The 22,548-nt window shown below is 61.6% G+C and carries 24 protein-coding genes and 2 pseudogenes; 7 read left to right on the plus strand and 19 right to left on the minus strand.

Going from position 1 to position 22,548, the window contains the following annotated elements; all coding sequences use genetic code 11:
* Positions 1–171, plus strand: a pseudogene (locus ACS5PJ_RS22195) (IS3 family transposase); the annotation flags it as partial.
* Positions 172–243: 72 nt separating this feature from the next.
* Here ACS5PJ_RS22195 and ACS5PJ_RS22200 read toward each other — a convergent pair.
* Positions 244–1,269: a hypothetical protein gene (locus tag ACS5PJ_RS22200; RefSeq protein WP_439437005.1), complete on the minus strand. Its 1,026-nt coding sequence runs from the start codon at positions 1,267–1,269 to the stop codon at positions 244–246.
* A 565-nt stretch (positions 1,270–1,834) separates the two neighbouring features.
* Between ACS5PJ_RS22200 and ACS5PJ_RS22205 the strand changes: the two genes are divergently transcribed.
* Positions 1,835–2,119, plus strand: coding sequence for a hypothetical protein (locus ACS5PJ_RS22205; RefSeq protein ID WP_439437006.1), 285 nt, complete (start codon positions 1,835–1,837; stop codon positions 2,117–2,119).
* A 135-nt stretch (positions 2,120–2,254) separates the two neighbouring features.
* Here ACS5PJ_RS22205 and ACS5PJ_RS22210 read toward each other — a convergent pair whose 3' ends face one another.
* From ACS5PJ_RS22210 to ACS5PJ_RS22265, 12 genes are all read right to left on the minus strand, one after another.
* On the minus strand, positions 2,255–2,758 hold the full coding sequence (locus tag ACS5PJ_RS22210; RefSeq protein WP_439437007.1) for a single-stranded DNA-binding protein: 504 nt from the start codon (positions 2,756–2,758) through the stop codon (positions 2,255–2,257).
* Positions 2,759–2,815: 57 nt separating this feature from the next.
* Positions 2,816–3,898: an ArdC-like ssDNA-binding domain-containing protein gene (locus tag ACS5PJ_RS22215; protein WP_439437008.1), complete on the minus strand. Its 1,083-nt coding sequence runs from the start codon at positions 3,896–3,898 to the stop codon at positions 2,816–2,818.
* A gap of 162 nt (positions 3,899–4,060) precedes the next feature.
* Positions 4,061–4,573, minus strand: coding sequence for a hypothetical protein (locus tag ACS5PJ_RS22220; RefSeq protein WP_439437009.1), 513 nt, complete (start codon positions 4,571–4,573; stop codon positions 4,061–4,063).
* Complete coding sequence (locus tag ACS5PJ_RS22225) at positions 4,560–6,242, minus strand: type IV secretory system conjugative DNA transfer family protein (RefSeq protein WP_439437027.1); 1,683 nt, start codon at positions 6,240–6,242, stop codon at positions 4,560–4,562. Before ACS5PJ_RS22225 ends, ACS5PJ_RS22220 begins: the two co-directional genes overlap by 14 nt.
* Positions 6,243–6,379: 137 nt before the next feature.
* Positions 6,380–7,594, minus strand: a complete 1,215-nt coding sequence (locus ACS5PJ_RS22230; RefSeq protein ID WP_439437010.1) for a putative type IV secretion/conjugal transfer ATPase — start codon at positions 7,592–7,594, stop codon at positions 6,380–6,382.
* 227 nt (positions 7,595–7,821) lie between these two features.
* Complete coding sequence (locus ACS5PJ_RS22235; RefSeq protein WP_439437011.1) at positions 7,822–9,318, minus strand: SCO6880 family protein; 1,497 nt, start codon at positions 9,316–9,318, stop codon at positions 7,822–7,824.
* Positions 9,311–10,675: a type IV secretion system protein gene (locus tag ACS5PJ_RS22240; protein WP_439437012.1), complete on the minus strand. Its 1,365-nt coding sequence runs from the start codon at positions 10,673–10,675 to the stop codon at positions 9,311–9,313. The genes ACS5PJ_RS22235 and ACS5PJ_RS22240 overlap by 8 nt, the downstream gene beginning before the upstream one ends.
* Before the next feature lie 3 nt (positions 10,676–10,678).
* Complete coding sequence (locus ACS5PJ_RS22245; RefSeq protein ID WP_056084497.1) at positions 10,679–10,966, minus strand: hypothetical protein; 288 nt, start codon at positions 10,964–10,966, stop codon at positions 10,679–10,681.
* Positions 10,967–11,536: 570 nt separating this feature from the next.
* Positions 11,537–11,716, minus strand: coding sequence for a hypothetical protein (locus ACS5PJ_RS22250; protein ID WP_439437013.1), 180 nt, complete (start codon positions 11,714–11,716; stop codon positions 11,537–11,539).
* On the minus strand, positions 11,713–12,207 hold the full coding sequence (locus ACS5PJ_RS22255; protein ID WP_439437014.1) for a hypothetical protein: 495 nt from the start codon (positions 12,205–12,207) through the stop codon (positions 11,713–11,715). The genes ACS5PJ_RS22250 and ACS5PJ_RS22255 overlap by 4 nt, the downstream gene beginning before the upstream one ends.
* Positions 12,159–12,620, minus strand: a complete 462-nt coding sequence (locus ACS5PJ_RS22260; protein WP_439437028.1) for a DUF4365 domain-containing protein — start codon at positions 12,618–12,620, stop codon at positions 12,159–12,161. Before ACS5PJ_RS22260 ends, ACS5PJ_RS22255 begins: the two co-directional genes overlap by 49 nt.
* Positions 12,621–13,068: 448 nt before the next feature.
* Complete coding sequence (locus ACS5PJ_RS22265; protein ID WP_439437015.1) at positions 13,069–13,539, minus strand: hypothetical protein; 471 nt, start codon at positions 13,537–13,539, stop codon at positions 13,069–13,071.
* Between the two features lie 467 nt (positions 13,540–14,006).
* Between ACS5PJ_RS22265 and ACS5PJ_RS22270 the strand changes: the two genes are divergently transcribed.
* The gene (locus tag ACS5PJ_RS22270; RefSeq protein WP_439437016.1) at positions 14,007–15,287 is read left to right on the plus strand and encodes a hypothetical protein; all 1,281 of its coding nucleotides are present in this window, start codon (positions 14,007–14,009) and stop codon (positions 15,285–15,287) included.
* A 139-nt stretch (positions 15,288–15,426) separates the two neighbouring features.
* On the opposite strand, the gene ACS5PJ_RS22275 is transcribed toward ACS5PJ_RS22270, so the two are convergent.
* Complete coding sequence (locus tag ACS5PJ_RS22275) at positions 15,427–15,549, minus strand: hypothetical protein (RefSeq protein ID WP_439437017.1); 123 nt, start codon at positions 15,547–15,549, stop codon at positions 15,427–15,429.
* 181 nt (positions 15,550–15,730) lie between these two features.
* Positions 15,731–16,294, minus strand: coding sequence for a recombinase family protein (locus ACS5PJ_RS22280; RefSeq protein ID WP_439437018.1), 564 nt, complete (start codon positions 16,292–16,294; stop codon positions 15,731–15,733).
* A gap of 350 nt (positions 16,295–16,644) precedes the next feature.
* Here ACS5PJ_RS22280 and ACS5PJ_RS22285 point away from each other — a divergent pair, with 350 nt between their 5' ends.
* On the plus strand, positions 16,645–16,869 hold the full coding sequence (locus ACS5PJ_RS22285; RefSeq protein ID WP_439437019.1) for a hypothetical protein: 225 nt from the start codon (positions 16,645–16,647) through the stop codon (positions 16,867–16,869).
* Between the two features lie 188 nt (positions 16,870–17,057).
* Positions 17,058–18,095, plus strand: a complete 1,038-nt coding sequence (locus ACS5PJ_RS22290; protein ID WP_439437020.1) for a hypothetical protein — start codon at positions 17,058–17,060, stop codon at positions 18,093–18,095.
* 120 nt (positions 18,096–18,215) lie between these two features.
* On the opposite strand, the gene ACS5PJ_RS22295 is transcribed toward ACS5PJ_RS22290, so the two are convergent.
* Entirely contained in the window at positions 18,216–18,452 is a 237-nt protein-coding gene (locus ACS5PJ_RS22295; protein ID WP_439437021.1) for a helix-turn-helix domain-containing protein, read from the minus strand.
* Positions 18,453–18,692: 240 nt separating this feature from the next.
* On the opposite strand from ACS5PJ_RS22295, the gene ACS5PJ_RS22300 reads away from it, so the two are divergent.
* Both ACS5PJ_RS22300 and ACS5PJ_RS22305 read left to right on the plus strand, forming a co-directional pair.
* Positions 18,693–19,457 carry a hypothetical protein gene (locus ACS5PJ_RS22300; RefSeq protein ID WP_439437022.1) on the plus strand — a complete coding sequence of 255 codons (765 nt, stop codon included), beginning with the start codon at positions 18,693–18,695 and terminating at the stop codon, positions 19,455–19,457.
* A 154-nt stretch (positions 19,458–19,611) separates the two neighbouring features.
* Positions 19,612–19,938 (plus strand): histone-like nucleoid-structuring protein Lsr2, encoded by a 327-nt coding sequence (locus ACS5PJ_RS22305; protein ID WP_439437023.1) that lies wholly within the window; start codon positions 19,612–19,614, stop codon positions 19,936–19,938.
* A 101-nt stretch (positions 19,939–20,039) separates the two neighbouring features.
* Here the strand turns inward: ACS5PJ_RS22305 and ACS5PJ_RS22310 are convergent, their stop codons facing one another.
* From ACS5PJ_RS22310 to ACS5PJ_RS22320, 3 genes and pseudogenes are all read right to left on the minus strand, one after another.
* On the minus strand, positions 20,040–20,978 hold the full coding sequence (locus ACS5PJ_RS22310; protein WP_439437024.1) for a hypothetical protein: 939 nt from the start codon (positions 20,976–20,978) through the stop codon (positions 20,040–20,042).
* 411 nt (positions 20,979–21,389) lie between these two features.
* On the minus strand, positions 21,390–21,662 hold the full coding sequence (locus ACS5PJ_RS22315; protein ID WP_439437025.1) for a hypothetical protein: 273 nt from the start codon (positions 21,660–21,662) through the stop codon (positions 21,390–21,392).
* A gap of 715 nt (positions 21,663–22,377) precedes the next feature.
* A pseudogene (locus ACS5PJ_RS22320) lies at positions 22,378–22,548 on the minus strand (IS3 family transposase); the annotation flags it as partial.

Genomic DNA, 22,548 nt, shown 5'->3' on the forward strand with positions numbered 1-22,548 from the left:
TTGCAGAAGAACGTGCTGAACCGGAAACGATGGGAAACCCGCCAAGAATTACGCTTGGCCATCACCACCTGGATCGAGCGAACCTACCACCGCCGGCGACGGCAAAAAGCCCTCGGTAAACTACCCCCGATCGAGTTTGAGACAATCAACAACATGGCGCTAGCCGCCTAAAAACTATCAACCCCACGAGTCAACCAAAACGTGGGCAGTCCCGAACTCGCACCTGCATCAGGAGATTGAGGGTCACTCATCGAACGGTACACCCGCGTGCTTAAAGGCCCAATTTCCAGGCGAGAAGCTTTGGGTGAATACACCATCAACAACCCCGTCCTTGCCTAGATTGCTCTCCCGGTCTCGGTGTAACACAATCTTGAACTTCAGAGACTTGACGGCATGCAAGACTTCAAGTGCCACGTCTACTTCCAGTTCGTCAGCGCTTCCGAAAAGAGCAGCGTGCTCGGGTTGCATATCCCGCACGGTCAGCCCTAGTGGCACTGCACGAGGTGCGTCGAGGATGATGCCATCACTCGGCCTCTTGAATCTAAAGTGTGATGGGCCCGTGGGAACGCTGGCTTCCTCCCCCGGAGGTGAAACGGCCAGATCAAACTCATCGCTACCTATGGTTAGTTGGCCCCTCATTCCGTGTGCAGGCAGAGTAATGATGCGGTCCCCGTTATGCTCCACGTACAGACGCAATTGTCCACCAACGTGCATCCGCTCGCTGCTGCCACCTTTAGCAGCCGGATAGTAATCAGCGCGAAGATACGCATCCAGAACTAGAACTTGGGGCAGGCGAACTGCCGGTATGAGCATGCGAAGCAACTCGTCACGCCGGGCGCTTCTGGTGCCGGTGCCCTCACGCATCGGCACTTCCAGCACCTGGTTGCCCTTCCCAACTTTCACGACGTAGGGCGCCCGATCAGAAGCCACCGCAACGGCAACTACATGCTCTCCGCCTTCGCCTATCTGTACGTTGAGGTGGCGGATTAGCTCGGGCGGCGTGTGATCAAACTGGGGAACAATCTGGTTCCACCAGTCCAGGATGTCCGTGTCCGATACATCGTGAACTGCGCCCGTCTTCTCATCGATACCGATGATGTAAATGACTGGATCACCACCCGCGCGGTTCAAGCTTCCTGCTAGCTGGCGTGCCTTGTGTTCCTGCGGCCAGGACCGCTTACATTCGATGAGGTCGTCTTCCACATGCTGACCATCACGTATCCGATCTACTGCAGTAATAACTCTGGCTTCAAGGTCGATGGCGCGCATGGGATCAACGCTATCGAACGGAACGGACGAACCGGCCGCAGACGTTGACCGTGGTATGTCCTAGATTTGACGCCTCGTCAAGGAAGAGGACACCCCGCTGAGCGCATGAGTCGAAGCCGGGACCTGGCAGACCTGAGCCGAGTCCACGATCGTGGTGGCGACCGAGTCGTGCGAGCTCAAGCAAGACGGCCGCTTCAGCAGGTGGACTTGGGCTGGAGAGAGCGGCACGCCGCAGAATCAACCGACAGCTGCCACATCCGCGGCCTGGGTCGCCGACGTCCCGCGTTGGCGGACGGATGATGCGCAGGCATCAGCTTTGCGGGCACCGACGGCCCCCAGAAGGAGACCGCGAACGCCAGCCGGCCTACCTTGAGGGTCCCCATGCACCACAACTGCTTAACACATCTGGTTGTCAGAACAGGAGCAGCCTTCCCGGCGACACTGAATGCAACTTATGTTTCAGTTCGATGTGAAGCTCCAAGTCCAATTCCTGAGGATCTGTGCAGACATTTGGAGCGGGCGAGCAGGCAGGCCACATTCGAACGTATGTTCTATAGTTGTCCTCGTGATCAAGTCCGGCTCCCCTGAAGATGTTGAGCGCATGATCGCTCGTATGGAGGCTGAGGCAAGCCGGCCCATAGATGACCCTGCACCTATCCGGGAATTCCCGAAGTTCGGGTGTCCACTGGTCTACGTCGGCGGTATCTATGGCAAAGCTGTCGGGTGGACGCACAAGTACGGTCTTATCGAATGGCTGGATTCTTCCGGCAAATACCACATGGGGTGGGCGCAGTCCTCGAGCATCAAACGTGTGCAGCCGGAAGAGTGGAAGGGCAGTAGCAGGCTATAAGTGAACTGGTCGACGCCTGAGCGCACGCAGGACGGCCTGGCCCCCAAGAGGACCAGACCGGACACCACTTCATTTTGGCTGTAACGGACCGGAACAACGCCACCCCTGTTCAGGAGCTAACGTCCGGACCAGCAGTCACAGGCTTATCTCATTCCGCGCCGGCCCGCCTAAAGGGGGCACTGCCACCGGCCCCTTCGTGGCGATGCTGTAGGCGGGTTGGGCTGCTTCAGGAGCCGCCTGCAGACCGGCTCCCATTGCAGCTTCTGGACCAGCCGCGGCACGTGGAGAACGGTGGTAAGCAGCCGTGCCAAAGCGGAGGTCAGGGCCGATGGTTTCAGCCACAATGCGGCGCGCTTCGCGCTTCTCCCCGTCCTTTTCGAAGGCACGGAACTCGAGTTCACCCGACACCGTCACGGGGTCGCCCTTCTTCAAGGAGTTCGAAGCATTCTCTGCGAGCGCCCGGAACGCCGAGACATTGTGGAAAACAGGCTCTCCGTCCTGCCATGAGCCATCTGCTCCCTGAATCCGCTGGTTCACAGCAACCCGGAGTTTGGCGTGTGCGACACCGGACTCCCCATACGTGAGCTCGGGGTCCGCAACGAGATTGCCAACAATGTTGACCGGAATCTTTGTGCTCATATCTTCTGCCCTTTCATTCGTAGACGGGGCTCTCCCGTCTAACAGTTGGTGGATGCTCTATGGGCCCGAGATCTCCAGCCCTCGCGACGGCGCACCCTGCTGCTCCATGCCCGCATAGGTCTCCTGGCCATGGACCCTAGGAGCAGCTTCAGCCGCAGGGACCTTTCCACCGGTACCCGGAGGATCAGTTACTTCAAGAATCTCTTTGCTGGCCTCCGTGACCCGGCCCAGGACTGACTTCGCTATGTCCACGCGGGAAGGAGGCTGCCCGCGAGAGGAGTCGTTATTCGAAGCTGAATGCTCAGCCTCAATGACTGCGTCAGCCCAGCCAGACAGGTAGCTTGCAGACTGCGGGCCCCGGTCGATTCCATGAGCCTTGAGGATCGTGTACGCCACAGATTCGGCCTCTACTTCGGCAAGGCCGCGGTGGTCAACGCTGCTTCCATACAGCTTTCCCACTTTGTCGTCGGGCCCGTGCAGCAGGACATGGCCGAGCTCGTGTGCCAGGACGGCGACGCGCTCCTCTGCGTTGAGCCAGCCGCCCACTTGAACGTGGCGCTGTGCGAAGTCAGTGAAGCCGCTCGTCAGCCCGAACTGCGCATCGGTGACCTGGATCGAGAAGCCGTGCGTGCGGGCAACACGAGCCAGCGACTTCCATAGGTGCGGCGCGTCGAAGGTCGGGGCATCACTCGGCCTGGGAACCAGCAGCGGAGTTCCCTGGGTCTGCGAAACGTCGAAGACTGCCTGGCCGCGCCAACCCGTGATGAGGGTCTTCTTCCCCTCGTCGATAGCGCCCTTAGGAAGTTTGTCGCCGAGAGGAATGCGCTGGCGCGTACCGTCGGGCAGCAGCATCTGCTGCACGCGGGCAGTCCGAGGTGCAATGACCCACAGGGCTTGCTCGCCACGGAGGACAGTGCGGCCGTGTCGTTCCCATTCCTTGTACCCTGCGACGAGCGTCGGCTCGTCCGTGCCCCGCTGCGCCATCTGCATCATGAGCAAAGCGACGTTGCCACCTGAGTACCGCCACAAATTGGCTGAGGCATCAAGCAGAACCTGCCAATGTGAAGGTGACTCGACCGCCTCCTCCAGGATCGAGTGCAGGCCATCCATCAATGAGGCGATTCGCTCCTCGGGCGGCATACGGCGAGCGCCGACGCCGGCTTCCGGAGAGCTCTGGTCAGGCAAAGTGCTAGATGGAACTTCAGGTGTAGCGGCCACGACAGCCACCCTTCATGCTTCTTGGACCGCAGCAACGCTGCGCAGACACCTGTTCATGGTTAAGCACCTCAAGAGCGACATGACTCAGAAGTCAGCAACCAGTTGATGAGCAGCCTTCCGCCACTCAACAAAGTCAGGGTCATCACCAGACAGGATTCGAGGCGCAGGCTCCTTGTGTGCCTGCAGCCCAACGCATCCGGCAGTCCTGGTATGCATCCGCAAGCGTTCGACGGCGTGCGGGAGCCTTTCGTGAAAGGCAAGCGGGCCGAAGCCCGGGTCATCTTGGGTGTAGGAGGCAAGCTCAGCGCGGTGAAGCGCATACAACTCAGCCACAATCTCGGGGTGACGCCACCAGCAGTCGGGAACGACCGACGTCGTCAGTTGATAAGTCGAGACAAGCCATCTCACCCATGAGAAAAGAGCGCCCCAGCTTTCCTGGGACTGCTCCGGCGTCATGTCCCGCCAACGGCGGGTCACGCTCTTGGAAGCCGCTGAAGCACCAAAAGCGGATCGAAACAGCTGCGCGGTGATCTCGTCGTCCCCGAAGGAGCCCGCGGATGGGACATCGAACTCCTCGGTCTCGTCATGGCTGCGCATCCGGCGGCCCTTCTGTCTTACGCTGACGCTCCCTGTGCCCGTCGGCCAAGATGTGCTCCATTTCTGCCTTCAAGCGGCGCAGCTCCCCTGCGTCCTTACGCTTGTGCCACTCGAGTAGGTCAAGCAGGATCGGTCGAGTCCGCCGCCCAAGCATCAAAGCCGTGCCGGCAGGCAGGCGCCGGATCTCGTCCAGGGCGATCACTGGGCTTTCGCGTATCTGCTCGCCGTCCTGCCTGCCAGCGGAAGACCAGGACCGCGTGGTGAGGGTGAGGCTCCTCTCTCCCAGCAACCCGGCAAGGGAGCGAAGATCGCGTTCATCGGATCCGCCTCCAAATATCACCTTGATGATCGCCGAGTCCCAAATAGTCGATGCCTCGTCAATGGACCAGCCCGAGCGGGCCTGGGATAGGGACTGCAGAACAACCAGTGTTGAGATCCCAATTCCACCGCCGTCGGACAGCGCCACAGGCAGCCCGGGCCATGGGGCGAGGTTCGCAATCTCGTCCAGTACTAGGGAAAGCGGTGGCTCAAGCCGCCCGCCTGGTGACACAAAGGCCATCTCACGGGCTGCATTGTCAATGTCATCGATCAGGGCCGATAGATAAGACCCGGCAGCTGCTGCCCCCGCCCGAGTGCCGATGAGATACAGAGTCCCCCGTTCCCGGATGAAGGCTTTCGGATCGAACTCTTCGGATGCGTCCTGGGGATTCAGCGCGGCCAGCACCTTGGGCGATGAGAGAGGTGCCACCGCCGCCGAAACGCCGATCCACGAGTTAGAAGTATTCCGCGGATCGTCCTCCAGGATCCCCATTAGGTCTGCCTGCCAACCCAGCGCCGCCCCAGGGCTGCCCAGAACCTCGAGCGCCTCCCGCGCCAATACCGGGCTGGATGACCAGCGCCGGAATGCCGCCACTCCCTCGCCGCACAGCGCCGCTGCATGCAGCAAGCACTGAAGAACTATCAGCGAGCGCTTCTGCCACGCTGCGTTCTCCCCTTTCATCTCGGTGTCCGCGGTAATGACCAATGCCCGCCGGGTCGCGATGTCCGGGTCTTCACAGCCGCGCACAGGCGACCAACGAAGCGACGTCGGAATCCCCGACATACCCTGCGGGTCAAAGACTGTCACCGGTCGCCCACCGGAGGCCCGCGCCCTCATCGTCACCACCAAGTTGTCAGCTCGCGTGGATGTCGTGACGACGGCACCGGGAGCATCAAGAATGGCGTTGATGACGACGTACAAGCCCTTGCCGGATCGCGGCGCACCTTGGATGACCATCGATTCCTCCGTGGAGACATGAACGGTGACGCCCCGGGAGCGGCCCAGCGTCCACGAGACGTCCTGCACAGTAGGGTTCACAAGTCCGGGCCGGGTGAACTTCCCCCGTTTCCGCACGGCTCTCGCCCCAAAGTCGTGAAGAATCTCCGCACGGCGGGCAACGCCGTCGCGGTTCAGGATGTCTTGGCGCAGCCAACCCCCCGATTGCTTCCATCGCCGCCAAAGGCCCACCGCACCGACGGCGAGCGCAGCCACCAGCAGTAGAGCCGGGGCGAGAACCCACCAGACGCTGTCTGTGCCAAACACACAATCAGCCCGGCGAACAATGATCCATTCCATTCTGTTGGCGATGAGTCCGACGGCGGCGGCAGGGTTGAAGGGCGGCGGCGGCATGGTGCCGCACTGCCAAGAGCCGGCCACGTGCGCTGCTGCCTGCACCACTGCGCAAAGACTTATGTAGGCTGCAGCGGCGACAAGCCCAGCGGTAACCAAAGGGTTGTCGCTTGCAGCCCGTGCGCTGCCCGGCCTCCTCACAGCATCCTGTCGTCTGTCCCGAAAACAGCAAGCTCGTCAGTGGTCACCCGGTTGGCAACGATGAAGGAGCGGTTGCCCACTTTCCAAAGCCCGACGCCCTTCGGAAGGTTCTCAACGTGCTCGCATTCAGCTTCGGTCAGGCCGAGCGCTTCCTTGGTCAGGCGCATCGCGTCGTGTTTCTGGCGGTAAATGACCCGCGTATCAGCTTCAGTCAGCAGGCCCAGGGCTTTCTGTCTGTGTCCACTGGTGCTGTCACCGATCTCGTTGAGGTCGGCGACCTTGTGCATGATGAGCAGGTTTGCGATCCCGTAGGTTCGGGCGAGCCGCCACTGCTCGCTCATCTTTGCCAACATGTACGGATCTGCGAGCATCCGCCACCCCTCGTCGTACACGACAAGCCGTTTTCCGCCGTCGGGATTGGTAATTGCGGCTTCCAGCCATGTGGCGCCGCAGGCCGCGGCCAGCGAAAGGGCCTGCTCGGACGCTCCGATCAGTGCTGAGGTATCCATCACCATCATGGGTGCGTCAGCGTCGAAGGCCACAGTGGATGGCGCATCGAACATGCCCTCGAGATCACCGGACACGGTACGTCGCAGGGAATGGCTGACGGCGGTTGCTCCGTCTGAGCCGACTAGGGCGGTCATCTCCTTCGACGGCTTGAGGAGGTGGTCCAGCACCATTGGCAGGGTTGGGTTTGTGTTTTCGGCCATGGTTTCCATTAGGGCGATGTCCAGGGCTGTGTGCTCCACTGGGCGAAGGGGCGTGCCCTGCCGCATGAGCGAGACCAAGGCCCCAAGGAGATACCGACGCCGTTGCCTCACCACCGCTTGCCACTGGGCCTCGGTAAGGGCAGTGGAACGGGGACCGGCGTCGAGGGGATTCACCCTTGCAGGGCGACCCGGGCCTATGGAAATGACCTTGCCGCCAACAGCCTCCGCTACTGCAACCCACTCGCCCTTGGGATCAGACGCGACGGCTGCCTTTCGCCCTAGGGTGATTGACCGCGTCACGAGCGACTTGCCGCACATGGACTTGCCGGTGCCGACTGTCCCAATAACAACAATGGAAGGCCCGCTGATGATCCCCTTGTCGTACAGGATCCATGGATCGTAAGAGAAAGCCCCGGATCCGAACACGTCGGTGCCGATGTAGGTTCCCTCGTGCCCCAGCCCCGACTCAGTAAGGAATGGGTAGGCGGCCGCAAACGTCATGGTCGAAGCCCGGTGGGGCGCGGGCCGCAAGCGATGTGGACCCCGCAGGGAGTTCGGCTCGTTGCTCCCCCAGTCACCCGCGAGGCGAAAGCCCTGGGGGCCGTGCCGGGTGTCCCCTACCGCGGCACTCGCCCACCTTGCAGCGGGTGGTGCGGGCCGCCGTCGTGCTTTCCGTTCCGTTCGGTTTTTTCCGGACGGTAGGTACTCGAAGCTCATTGATGCCTGCTTCAACGCAGTCCCCTTCCAAGCGGCAGACCACCGGCAACAAACGCGGCCCATTGCTGTCCGTAGAGAAGCCGAAGCTCAACAAAAGCTCCGGCCGCAGCGGACTCAAGTTCCTGGCGATGCCTTGCCAGGTCCTCCAGCGTGGTCGCCGTGACGGTGATGTAGGCAGCCGGGCGGACGTCACCATGGCCGGCGACGATCTCTTCCTCCCTCTGGATTACTTCTTCTTCCTCGGCCTTTTGCTCACGGGTAAGTGGCCTGTCGAAGCGGGCGTTGATGCGGCGGCGAGTCTCATGTGCCTCCTGTGCGGAGCGGATGTCACGGAGGGCTTCTGCGGTAGGCACTGCCCGTATGACTTCCGTGAACGTGTGCCGGAATTCGCCCACGTAGATCAGCGGGTGCAGGAAGCCCGGGAACACTTTCTGGCGCGGCCATTCAGCAATCCAGAAAGTCTGATGAAAACCGGTGTCCGTCCGCAGGTACGTCCAGTGTTCCACAACGGCCATCGGGCCATGGCGGTGGAGGGTGTCCATCTCCTCATTTGCCTGCTCGTCCGACGGCGAGGCTGCCGCCACCGACGCTTTGGCAGCCGGCAAAGCAGCCGGGTCGAATGCGCCACGAATGATCCCCAGCAATCCCGGTTCCCCAATCCACTCCTCTACCTTCACGCTGTGGGTACCGAGCGACGTTTTCATTGCCTCGACTTCCAGCCGCAGGACGCGCTCCAGGCCTACCCGTCCCCCGCCCGACTCCTTGATCCGCCGTCGAGCCTTGCTTGTGTCCAGGACAACGGCTACCAGGAGCTCATGGCTCATGGTTGCCCCCGCCGCCCCCAGCAAGTCCTCATAGGCGCGTTGTCCCCACGCATTCTTCTCTCCGGTTTGGGCCGTGACGGCGTTGTCCTTGTAGAACTCCCAGAGCGCCGACGACGGATAGGGCACGGTGTAATCCTGGACCGCGACCCTGGCCACGCCTGGCCGCTGGGCCATGCCGGCTTGCACACGCGACCAGGCTTGGACCGCCCATGCTTTATCGTCTGCGTCCAAGAGTGCAAAAGACCTCGTGCTGCAGCGCAACACCGCGATTGCCTCCCTCCCGTGGCGGTCCACCAAGAAGCATTCACCGCGGGCAGTTGTCCGAATCTCCAGATTGCCTAGACCACCCGGGAGGGCGATCCGCCCGGCAAGCTGTGGAGTTGCGGGCTTTGCGAGGAAACGCGTCTGGCCTGCTGCCACCCGGTAAAAGAACACAATGAGTTGTTTCGCCCATACCGGATAAGGGATGCGGGAATACTGGAGGAGCCCAAGCAGCATAAGTCCAAGCCACAGGGGGCCGGAGGAGAACAGGCCGACCGGCCCACTGCTCGCGGAAGCCACGATGGCAACAGCCCCTCCCCCTACGACGATCAGCAACTGGTACCACTTCAGACCGAGGAAGAACCCTCGGCGCTCGTATCTAGGGAATTTGACGGCCTCAAGGGCGCGCGCATCTTCAGACATGTGGGGTACCTCCGTTCGGAGGGTCAATTATTGGCGGACGGGGTTTCGGAGGCCGCACTCTCGAAGGGGCAGGTGCGCTCGCTTCGGGCTGCGCTCGCCGTTCGGTATCTCCGAGTGGACCCTGCCGGGCGGATGCCGGGGCGGTACTGGTGTTTTCGTGAGGGTCTATGCGCACTAAGCCCTGCTGCGACCTCAGGGTGTTCCGGCCTCCGGTAGAGGGCGCGGTTCTCAGGGCCAACTGGCTCCCGTCACCCTGGGGCGACGGCACGCCGGACCGGACAGCGGGTGCCAGCACTTGTGTCGGGAAGAGGTTACGGCTTGAGCTGACTGGCCGGGTCATGGCCGAACGATTCACCAAGCCAGCAAGAGTTAGGCGACCACCTGTCTGCCGACTGATTTGGCGAGCCGCCACGCTGCTGCTCCGCGACAGGACGTGGCCGCCACCGGCCGTTTGGGCCGCTGCCGCAAGTTCCCCACCCGCGAAGCTAACCAAGCGCAAGGCCATCAAGGGCGCGCCGCAGGCAAGGGCCATACCCACCGTTCCGGCTGCCAAGCCGGCAAAGGACTTTGACTCCGCAAAGAGCTTCACTGCAACGGCCAATACCGTTGCGGCTAAGGGTTTTGCCAACACCAGGGCAATGACCACCTCGCACCAGCGGCGTGCCCAGGACTTGGTCTTGTCCCAGGGCAGAAGCATCAGGGCCACCGGCGCGACGGCCGCCAAGACGACGAGTGCAAAGGAGCGGAAGATCATTGAGCACATCAGGATGAAGGCAAGAATCCACACGACAATGACTGCCATCACCGTAACGACGACGGCGCCGGCTGGGCCCCCTGTCGTTCCAGGCGCAAGCGAGACCAAGTTCCATTCCCGACCACTTCCTTCTGGTGCCCGTTCAAATCCGAAAAGCCTCATGAACACGAGGTAAGGGTCCGAACCGATGGATTCGAGCAGCGCGGCTGAGGCTAAGTCACTCGCCCGCGTCAGTTGCCGGACGAGATACACGGCAGCCCCGACGAGTGGGATGGCGGCAGCTCCGCCGAGCAGCGCGCGGCCGATGCGTCTCGGCTGCTGACTGACCAGGCCCGACAGGACCTGGAGGATCATCACGACGACGAGCGGCGTCATCATGACGACCACCCACCAGCTCGTTAGGCCTTTGATGGAGAGCCATTGGGAGTCATCGACGTTCGACACGGTGAAGGCGCCAGTAATGAAGGCCCAAAGCCAGGACGCCATGCTTTGGAGGATGTTGGCGAAGAGAGACGTGACTGCGCCAAACGCGTTGTCGTTCGCTTGTGAAACCAAACCGCAGCCGGGCGGCCACCATCCATTGAGATCGCACTCAACAGGCATGAGTTAAAACCCGAGAGGAAAGGCTGTCTGCGACCAGAGGATGTAGCCGTTGATGCCGCCGAGTATGGCAGCGACGGGGCCCGTCCAAAGGAGGATCACGCCACCTCCGGAGGCAAGGCGTGATGATTGGCTAAGTTTGCCGGCCAGCAGCATCGCGGCACCGATGATGGCCACGATGGCAATGATGATGAAGGCGCCGACCAGGATGCCGCCGCCGATCTGTTTGAGCGATTCCAGGAAAGGAAAGCTTGCGTTCGGGGTAATCCCCGGGTCCACCGCTGCAAAAAACATTGGTGCTCCGTCCGTTGTGTTCCATGGTGTGAGCAGAAGAGCTCACGGGTTCATGGAAGTTGCGGGACGGAGCGACATGACTTCACTAGCGGTCAACCTCTCACAAGCTGCAAGAGCAGCAGGTGTGCAATGACTCCGGACAGGAAAGAGACAGGGGCTTGGTAGCGAGCAGTCCGTTGAAAGGTCATCTTGTATCTGAGGCCTAGGATGATCCCGTTGCCCTCAGCCCGCTACAAGGACAGATTCACGGTTGAAATGATAGCCTTCCAACCGTCGGCCTCACGGAATGGCTGTTCCGGAGCTGGACCAGGTGTCATGAACTCCGGGGCCACAGTGGGTTCAAATCCCACCGTCACCGCCAATGAGAAAGGCCCCGGTTCCCTTGAAAACAAGGGAACCGGGGCCTTTTGCTTTGCCAGGACTGGGCGATCTGACAAGACTTCTGGCAAAGGCCGGAACGGGAACGCTGCCGGCGTCAGCCGCCACGCCGCGCGTCCCGGATCTGTTGCTCGCACCTTGTTCATCGCGGCCGGGCCAGAGATGAGATCGGCGACAGGCCTGTTCGGGCGCTCAGTAAACGTCGAGTCGTCCCCACTCATGCACATGTTCCACGAGGTACCCGGCCATCTCATCATGGGCGAGAGTCGGGTGCTCCTTTATCATCGCGTCCACGATGGCTACCGGGTCGTCGGCCAAGTACTGGTAGCAGATCACCAGACGGAGTGCCGCCCGCAGCTGCCCCGCATTCACGCAGATCCGTACAGCGCCCGGCAGCTTCTGGCACAGATCCGGGTCGACCACCATAATCGACCAAAGGCTCTGCCCGACGCCACCGCGCTGCCAATCCGAGCCGCCGCGTCCATCGTCTCCACCGCGTTCACAAGCGTCGCCAGCTCGTCAGCGGACCACCGCAGGGCCGCACGCACCTCATTCTCGATGAGTCGAGGAATCCAGTTCCGCTGCGTCCGGAAGATGTCGGGATGTGGGGTGGCGTGTGCCAGCACGGCGATCCCGAGCAGGCTCCGGCCCGTCATCCACGGGAGCAGCCGTCGCAAGAGGATCAGCGGCCGTAAATTGCGACGGCCGAGCGTCCAGCAGTTGAAGATGCCGCGCCGTCGAAGGTCGTCGTCGGAGTCGACCAGGAGCAAGTGGGCCGACTCGGCGGTCGCGGCGAGGTAGGCCTCCACCCCGTTCAGGAAGCGAACGAAACTGGCGTCATCGAGCACTTCCGTGACGACCACTTCGGCCGCCTCATCGGACTGCGGCGGCCGCTGAACCCGTCGATTTGAACACTGCTGCGGGCGACTTCAGAGAGGTTGATCCAGCTGATCGCAGCGGTGTCTGGATCGTGCACCATGCCGATGATGGGAACGGTCGACGAACGCCAATACTGCCAGTCCGTCGGCGTCGCCGGAATGACCCACTGACCATGCCTATGGAAGGTCTTTCCCCCTTTGACCTGCACACCGATGATGCCGCCCGTAATTTCGGAGTCCTGGGTCACATCAACGTTGAGATCGCGGCCGTAGTCGCGGCGGCCGTCGACTTCGTCGACGACCAGGTCATGGCGCTCCAGCAGTGCGCGCACCGCATTGATGCCACCCCTTTCGGAGCGGTGGCCTGCTCGGAGGCGCTTCCGCGCGGGTCCGGTCATCTCCACACGATCAGGATATGCCGCAGGACGTGCTGCGCAGACGGCCGGAAAGCGCGTCATGCGGTCCGGGCCGCAGTCTCGCCGCTCTTCCCTAGACGGCGAGCGGATTGGCACAGTGATTAGACGGGAAAATGGAGGCCAAGGTTTGCGCTATATGTGAGCCATGTGGCGCGTCCAAGCCGCCTCGTTGGCCCCGCTGACAGGGACGAGCAGCCATGCAATCCGGTCTGCCAAAGACAGCGTGCGGACGAACTGCTCCCGCAAGCGAGGAACCCCGTTCGAAACCTGAGCGCAGCCAGCGTTGAAACCGCTTCCTCCAAGCCCTTCGCGTTCCGCAGCGAGCCGCCGCCCGTTCGAGGATCGTCCGAGATTCGCCTGCGCCGCTACCCCAAACGTCGCGGCTTACGGGGCCCATAATCAAATGCGCATCGTGCTCCCACCCCGAGCCTCAGGGCTCGGAGTAGGTCACGCGTTCGACGCCCCTGAGGATGGCGTGGGCGGGCTCGTGCCTAATCCAGCCGATGCCGTCCCAGAACTTCCTCGATTCGACGCCGTCGTTCAGGGCAGTCAGGCGCGGCAGCGGGTTCTGATTCCGGATGGCTTGAACGGCCGCGCGGCCGATGCCCTTGCGGCGCATAGAGACGGCGACTTCGAACGCGAGGATGTCGAGCTGCCCGTGCGGAAGGTCACCGAGGACAGTGTCAGCGCGGGGACCTGTCATGACGTACTTGCACCGCGCGACTTCTCGTTCGCGAAGCACGATAGCCACCCAGTGGTCCTCAGTCGATGGCTCACTCTCGTACTTGTCCCGCCACCACGGCATCTCAAAGTCGGAAGAGTCCTCGTAGGCGGAGTACCAGTACCTGCGCTTGCGCACGGGCATCCTGCTGACGATCTGGAGGCTCTCGGCATTGCTCATTGAGCGACTGTAACCGATCCAGTGCCGAGCGCATCGAGCCGACTGCGGCCTCTCGTACAGCCCTACGCCCCTTCGGCCCACGGCTGAGCTTGTTCCTTGTTGTGGAGCTCAACGCTTGTCACGAGGGGGATGCCGCGCTGGCCAGCCATGCGTCGGAGTGGAGGGCGTTTGTATTGCCCGGACATGTAAAGTTCATGCGAGTTCCGGTCGCAGACCTTCAATATGGATACGACGGACTGGAGGACTCCCCGCGCAACGATGCCCGAAAGCTATCGGTCCCCGTGCAGAATGTTCCGGTCGGATCGTCGAAGGAGCGCAGCTAGGCCGGTCCGCGTCCGGTCGCCCGCCGTTGGACTGCCGGACGTGGGTGCTGGCGGGAGTATTGGAAGGACTTTCACCACCTCTGAGGTGTGCCGGGCTGCGGAACGCACTCGCTGCATCAGCACACTCCCAGATACCCTTCGAAGATGAGCGAAGAGCCTGACGACACGGTTGAGCCGGCCGACGAGGTAGAGCTGATGCGAGACGGGGAGAACCTCCTCGTCGTCGGAAGCAGCAAACGTGCTGTAGAGGGGTTCATGCGCTCGGCTGGCCTGCTGGAACGTGCCAGGGTGATCACCTCCCAGCAGCTCGTGCCGATACTCCGCACTGCCTCAGAAGTGACCCAAACAATCGCGGACGAAGTCGCGGAATCGGGGTTGTGGGTCAAACTCACTGAGGAGTCGGCCCAGGCGATCAAGGAGTTCGGGCTCACTGAGACCGACGTCCCCGGCGTGGCCTACGCAATGGCGGGCCGCCCCGGCGACATCAAGCAGTGGCTGAAGATCAGCACCTCGACAGGTGCAAGGCTCACGAACCCCGGTATGCTCTCCGGCGTCGCCGGCGGGCTTGCGCAGGCTGCTAGCCAAGCCGAGGCCGAGCAGCTGCGGGCTCTGCTGGAGTCCTTGGACGCAAAGATCGATAAAGTGCTCCGCGGCCAGCGCGACGAGGTTCTCGGTCCTCTGAGGGGAGTTGAGCGGCATCTCCGCTCCGCTCAGACGTTCCTGCGGATTCAGGGCGAGGTCGACACACAGGAGTGGGACAAGATCGCCGGCGCTCCGCAGAGGATCCGGGAGATCCAGTCCACGGCGGTCGAGAAGCTGCGCGGCGTCGCTGCAGACATGGAGCAGCACAAGCGCGTCGGAGACCTCGACGCCCACCTGCCGGAGTTGAAGAAGCAGGTCGAGCTGTGGGTTGGAGTGATCGCGCGCTGCTTCACCGCCCTGGACGAGTTCTCTGCGCTCGAACTGGAGCACACGGCGATGATCGCTCCGAGCAAACTCGACGCCAAGCGCCGGGCGATCCAGGAGGACCGGCGAGAGGCGATCATCGAGCTGTCCGACGGTGTCGCCGATCTGATGGGCCAGATGACGGCCAGCGCCGAGAGGGCCAATAAGAACGTGGTGGGGCACCCCAAGAAGTCGCCTAGGGTGCTCGGCACGATCAAAGAGTCTCGAGGCTCGGTTAAGAATCTCTATGACGCGCTCGGTCTCGAGATCGACTGGGACGACATCACGGCAAAGCAGTGGCGGGCAGCGTTGCTGGAGGTCGAGCAGGTGAAGAACGCCCTCGCCGAAGGCGGGCCGGTCACCTGGGAGAAGGGCAAGCCGGTGCTCAGGGGGCTCGCCATCGCAGGAGCAACAGCCATTGCAGGCGCTTTGATCACCGGCAAGGGATCGCTAGGCGGCGACAAGACGCCCGAGGCCTGACGCGACTGGGGGCGCTGATCGTGGCCGATCAGCGATGCGGAACTTTTGCGGAAACCCCTGCGGAACTGCCACGCAGGCGAGTTCCGCAAAAGTTCCGCACGTGCGTTTGCCCAGGTCACGCATGGAAGTCGGCCCGAAATTACTCGCCGCTGGGGCCCGGTCCTCCGGAACAAGCGACGAGGCCGGCGGCCAAACCGATTCCGGCGGCCCAACAGGCAATAGTCGTCTTGGTCTTGGTCTTGGTCGTACTGGTGTTACGCATGATGCTCTCCTTCAGTTCGTTTGTGCGATCGCCTCCTTCGTGCGTGGTGTGCGGCGGCGCGCGTGCAGCCCTGAACATCTGGTCCAGCGCCTGGCGGGGCACCGGTGCAGTCCACAGACTGGACGTGCCCCTCAAGTCAGCCACACGGCCCCGCCCAGCTGGACTGAAGCGCCAGAGCCCGTCACTGGTCGGCTCCAATGTTCAGGTACCTGTAGAGCGTCGCGGGACTGGTCTCGCAGAGTCGCGCGATCTCAGCCATCGTGAATCGGTGTTCGTCGTAAAGGACTTGTGCCTTGGCGATCTGCTTGTCGGTAACCGTGCGCCTGCGACCGCCGACTCGCCCCTGGGCACGGGCAGCGGCGAGACCGGATCGGGTCCGTTCGATGAGGAGTTCGCGCTCCATCTGTGCCACTGCGGCGATGACGGTGAAGATCAGCTTGCCCGAAGGCGTCGTGGTGTCGAGATCGAGATTGAGGATCCGGAGACCGACGCTGCGCTCTTGCAGCGCCTCGTCGAGGTTCGCGAGTTCGCCGGTGTGCCGGCCGAGGCGCGAAAGCTCGGTGACAACGAGCCGATCGCCTGGGCGAAGCATCCGGAGGCAGAGATCGAACTCGGGTCGCTTGGAGTCCTTGCTGCCTGAGGCCTTCTCGGTGAATATCCGTTCGCAGCCAGCGTCCTGAAGCTCATTGAGCTGGCGGTCCAGAATCTGGTCGATGCGCGAGACGCGCGCATAGCCGATGTCCATGTCTCTCCACGATCTTTCGGTGGAGAGCTCCGATGTTCGGCGTCTGAGAGCTCAGGGCTCAAAAGCGTCAGTGTTGAACAAGCCCGGGGTCGACGCCTCGTCGACCTTGTCTCTCATTTTATCCAGCGTTTGCGACAAACCACTTCTGAGAGACCGAAGATGTCGGCGTGTCCTGCGTTACGACAGGAATACAGACCCGCTGCCAGAGCTGAGTCGCAGACGCTCGTTTGTGGAGAGTGTGCCTTCGCGCTTCGACGCCCAGCAGCGAACTGTTCCGCCTCACGCAACCGTGGGGAGGCCCGCGCGATGGCAGGCAGTTACTGTCGGAGGTCCGGCGTAGGGTTCTCACTATGACGAGCAACGGCGACGATTCGGACTTTGGCAGGATGCAGGAGGCGATCCTTCAGAAAGAGGAGGACATGAATCGCTGGTGTCCGTCCAGCGGGGAGAACGTCGGCTCGATGATCGAGTTCCCCGGCACGGAGGAGTGGCACATCGTGTGCCCTACGTGCGGGACCCGATGGGCCGGAGGGAGCACCGTGCTCAACGACCACAACATACCGTGTTCCCGATGAGCCCCCTTTTTTACGGGGAAATCTCGATCGAGTGAGATGGCGAAGGGATGGGCACAGCATCTCACCGACCGCGTTCGGCGAGTTTTAAAGGATACGATTATGCCAGCTGGTTACCCGCGACGCCCCTGACGGACGAGGACAAGCGCAAGGTCGAACGCATCACGTAATGGCAGCACTATGGTTGAAGAATGCCGACCCAAAACACGCAAATCGTCCTCGACACGAACCTGTGGTCCACGCTGGATGACGGGTCACTTCCCCGGTTGGAGACTCTCCTCGAAGAACTGGACCTGCAGGCGCAGGTCTTACCCAGCACACTGCTGGAGATCGTCGGCATCGGGTCCGAGGACGTCCGCAGAAGATTGGTGGCCGGCCTTGCCAGGGGTCCTAGGAGAACGCGCGTTCGCACCGAGGCGGATCTGTTCGCTGAGGAAGTCGTAGAGCTCATCAGACGCACGCATCCGGAATGGCTTCGCCGGATTCCTGACCGCGCCGAGGTGGAACGTCTCCGGACCTTCTGGTTGAAGAAGATCTGGAGGCAGGCCCTGGAGGACTCGACGGCTCTGCATGAGCATCATGAGGGCCAGGCCCCCATGAGGGATCACATCGTTGCAGGACAGAAGCAGAACAGCACAGAGATGAGGGAAGAGAAGTTCAAGCCGGGCGACCTCACCGAACTTCACGCAAAGGATGATCCCGAGTTGGACATGTCTTCCCTTCTCGGGAAGCTGCCTGGATGGGACGGCTCCCCCAGGGCCCTGTGGCGACTCAGGCTCGCTCACTTGACCTGGCACCAGCTGGTGGTGGTCGGCCCTCGAGCCCGCATCACGGGCGAGGACCGCACCTTGACCGACTGGATCGAGCCTTGGATTGACCTCGGGAAGCTGCGCTCCAGCCCGGAGAGCTTCGTGCACATGTGGTTGGATGAGGCCAACGCTGTCGACGTCCCTCGGAATTGGCTGAACTGGGCAGTCGATTTCGTGCAGTTGACAGCCAAGCTCGGCTCTGGCAATCCGGGCGACGCTCAGCAGGCGTCCTACTTGGTGGACTGTGACCTGTTCCTGACCGCGGACAGGCGCTTCGTCCGTGTCTTGGAACGCGTTCGCGAGGACGCTCCATTTTCCTTTGCGGGCACGGTCCTGGTGGATGGCGACCGCGATAAGCCCACGGCAGAGCGGATTGAGCAGGCCCTGTCTCACATCGCCCAGACGAGGGACTGTCATTGACGCTCGACGCACTGTTCAATTGATGGGGCGCAGCTCACTGAGAAGAACAATACTGCCGCTGGTCCCGTGCGAGTCTCTGGCTGCCAGGTCAAGAGGACTAGCTACTCTTGACCCTCAGATTCAGCCCCCATCTTCGAGATCACCGGCCGCGACGCGATAAGCGGTGCGCTGGTAGGCCTGGGCGATGTAGTCTTCAACGTCCTGGCGGCCAATGCGCCACATGCCCCTTCCACCGACCTGAAAAGCACGCAACTCCCCCGTCCTGATGAGACCTTGAACGAGGCTTTGCTTCACGTTCAACTCGTCGGCGACCTGGGCCAAGGTCAGAAACCGGGGGCGATTTGGTTCGTCAGTCACCGGGCTATCCTATGTGTTGCCTCGCTGCGGGCATTCCCAGCCAGAGGGAGATGGAAGAGGAGATGCCATACCCTAACCGTCTGAATCTGAAAATAGTGTCTGACGCGTCTCTTAGTATTTGACCATGACTTTCACCTACACCTCGGCCGAATTGGCTGATGTCGCCGCCAGTATTCCAACCCAGGCCGCGGAGGCAGCTCGGTTGGCTCTCCCGGGAGCGAAATTCGAAGGTGAAAATACGTGGCACTGGACGGAAAACGACTTTCCGCCACTGAAGTGGTGCATTTCGCCGCCCGGGTGGGAGCGTCATTTGTAAGTGTCAGTGCAGTGCCCTTTGATCTGCATGGGCTTGTGGCCGAACTGGTTGGTGATGACGAGGACCTGCCTGACGCAGTGAAGCAAGTTGTTGCCCGGGCTCAACCGCACCACGGTTCAACGGAGGGTGTCTCGATAACATGGGTCTCCCAGGGCCTTGCCTATGTTTGGCACGCGCAAACGGAATGGACTGGCTCGTTCCTGAGCGAGCTGTACGCGGCCCAGTCGGAGTCCGACGCCGGTGAAGACGCTGAGCATCAGAAAAGCCTGGAGAGGGAGCGCCGGTATATTGCCGACGCGGCGGCAGCCTTGGTTCATTCTCCGGAGTATCGCGCCGAATCCAAAAATAAACGTGGCATACTCGCTCCGCGCATTCTCGCCGATGCGGGCCTCGGCGACGTAAATCCCTCCCTTTTGACTGCATATGTTTTTCCCTTGGCAAACCGCAGGATCGCCGAAAAGGTGTATGAGTACGAGCAAGACTTTGGCGGCCGGAAGAAGGAATTGGCGCTTGAACTGAACTCCTACCACGAATGGTTGAAGGAGACCACGAAGGTTAGACGCAAGACTGCTGCGATCAAATTCCTGACCCGTAAAGCCGATGGTTACCGTCTAAGCACTGACTTGGCGGAGGAGATCAGTGATATAGCCGCCTTGATTCCACGGAATATGGTGCGGCTGCATAGCTGAACAGTTGAAATTCGACATCAGCGTCCAAGGCCGGGGCCCCGCAAAGGCAAGTGCCTCGTCATTGCAGGACCATTCTTGAGCCGGGAGCTCCCGCTTCTGGAGCGCCCCGGCCGATAGGCCGTTCACTCGCTCGATAAACTGATAGCCTTAATTCATGGCCCAGAAAACAGTGGTAATTCTTTCCGACGACCTTGATGGCTCGGAAGCCAATGAAACCATCACGTTCGGCCTTGACGGGTTTGAATACGAAATTGATCTGAATGAGGCTCACGCCAACGAGCTGCGTTCAGCCTTGGAACGCTTTGCCAATGCCGGACGCAAGGTATCCGGCGGCCGTGGACGTCCGGCGGGACGCAAAGCCGGCGGCTCCGGGGTGAACACCAAAGCAGTTCGGATGTGGGCTTTGGATAAAGGACTCAAGGTGAACGCCCGCGGTCGTATCCAGCAGGAGATTCTCGAGAAGTACCAGGCAGCACATTAAGTAGTAGTCAGTACCAGCCGAATATGGGGGGCCATCGGCTGGTATCGACTATTTCTTACGGTAAGACGGCACGCCGCTTATTCTTGGGATTTGAATACGCGCTAGTAGTCCACATTGTCTATCTGTTCCTGGCGGTATTCGTGGTACTCCAGGAAGCTGTCGAAGCTCTTTTCCGCTTTGGACAGGGCAAACAGTGACCCGAACTCGTCGTCGTAGCGGACGGCCAAGCCCGAGTCGATCCACTGCATGGCTTCCGGCAGCATAATGCTCAACCAGGGTTCGATTTCATCGAAAAGGGCGAAGACACCGGCGATGTCGGACTCGCGGCCACCGATGAACGAGAAGTGCGGGCTGTCCCGGACCCGCGTCAGCCCGACGGGCACGGCCGCTCCCACGCCAGGCATATGCAACCAGAGGGTCGCCCCATGGCCTTTCTCGAAGCCGCCGTGGGAGTAGGGTTTCCTCCACCTCTCAACAACCTCGGTAAGCCGGCTTCGGAACTCAAGAGCCTCGGCGGTCTTGCCGACCACCCGATCCCACTTGTCGCCCCAGCGCGCGCCGATGAGGTCGGTGACATTGTCGACTTCCGGATCGAAGCCGGCGAACGGGAGCGCCAGGACGAGGTCATGCTCGAGGAGGCTGAGAAATGCCGAGATGGCGGCGATCATGTCGTGGAACGCGTTTAGCTCCATCTGGATCTTGCCGCTCTTGAATGAGCTCCACTGGCCGCCATTGCTCTCTCCGGTCTGGAGCTCGTCTTGGATGTGCCCAGGTTTCTCGGCCCGCTCCCGGAAGTACTCATAAGCGCGCCGTAGGGCGTGGTGCTGGTTGAGGGCGGTGGCATCGCCTTTGCCGAGGATGTCCGGTGCGGCGTCCAGAATCAACCGCTCCACAGTCCTGGCGGTTCCGCGGAGCTTTTTGACGATGCGCTCGTAGATCTTCCGCGCTTCCTCTGCAGGTTGGTCGGTCCGGAGGTACAGGCGGACGCCGAACTTCTCATGGGCGAGGGTGCAGGGTATGTCCTCAAAAGTGAAATTCACCCACCATGCGACCTTCTCGCCCGGGCCGCCGGGCTTCAGTCCGACCAGACTGAGGGCGTATCTGAGCAGGACCGGGACCGGAGTATCGTCAGGCGGGAGGCTGAATTTGTGTAAAGCGTGTTTCCAGCGGCCGTCATCGCTTTGCTCAGGGGCTGGTCCAAAGTCGCGTAGTGCCGTTCGCTTCAGATGCTCGCCTGCTTGGGCATCGCCGGGGAGATCGTTCATTGCTTGATCTGTCGGGCACTCAGCTGATCCTGTGCATTTTCGGATTCACGTCGCAAATGTGGTTTCCCCTGAATCATCTCCGGTACGGCCCGCGACCAGGCTGCCTACCCTCAGGGGTGTATTCCGTCGAGCGGCAGGATTCCGGGATTTGCACCAAATATAGCTTGGCTATGTCCGTAAGCCGGGTCAGCGGCGCTTCTCGACGGGCCGGTACCGGTCGGCGAAGGCAGCCAGGGCGTCCTGGAGCAACGGCATATTGTCGAGCATGTCCACGGGCCGGGAGCTGGCCGGCGCAGGCAACACGCTGACCATCCAGGCGGCGAACACGTTGTGCGGGATCTTCAGCTCAAAAGCCTGCTCGAACAGCCGCAGCACGGGCTCGTTGAACACTCCATCCCTGAGCTGGAAGCTTGGCCAGAACGTTCCTTCCCCCATGAACGTGCGCACTGCACGCTGCATGGCATAGGGCTGCCATGGTACTGGATGACTTCCGGGACCATACGGTGATAAGAGCAGTTATTAGGGAGCCGACGGCGCACCTGGCACTCCACAGTCTTGCTCCGAGTCAGATAGTGGGAAGGGCAGTCTCCGCGAGCGGCCCGAGGGCCCAGGTCGGTCCGCTGGTGTGAGCAGATCAAGCCACTAGCACCCGAGAGGGGACAGGCGCGGATGATCAGAAACGTGAACGCGTCAGCGCGTGGCAGAGACCACACTTAGAATTGATCCCATGGAGCGCAAAGGCCAAGAGGCTTGGGCTGTTTCCGAGGCCGCTGCCAAAGCTATCGCGTTGCGGCCGATCCCGCCGGAGGCGATTAGCTCAGGGGCCACTGTCGCCGCCGCCGTCGCGGTTCGTCGAGACCAAGAGCGTCTAGCCGCTCTCGAGGGCGACCTAGACCGGCACTGATGCGAGCTTGCGATTGGACCAAAAGTCATCCACAGGCCGCGCGGCTGCAACAGGTACCGGTCCCCGCGGGGCCAATCGAACGTCGCCTGACGGCGGCCCGTCTCGCCGAGAATCTCGGTGCGTAGGTCGAGCATGTAGTACGCGGCATCGCGAGCGGTAGACCGAATATCCGGTGGTCCAGCCTTCATATGGTCAGCCGCGTCTTCGGAGAGCAGCGCCGTAGAAAAGGGGACTGCCCACGTTTTGGTTGACTCGTGGGGTTGATAGTTTTTAGGCGGCTAGCGCCATGTTGTTGATTGTCTCAAACTCGATCGGGGTTAGTTTACCGAGGGCTTTTTGCCGTCGCCGGCGGTGGTAGGTTCGCTCGATCCAGGTGGTGATGGCCAAGCGTAATTCTTGGCGGGTTTCCCATCGTTTCCGGTTCAGCACGTTCTTCTGCAA

The organism is Pseudarthrobacter cremeus, assembly GCF_051857465.1.
GTDB lineage: Bacteria > Actinomycetota > Actinomycetes > Actinomycetales > Micrococcaceae > Arthrobacter.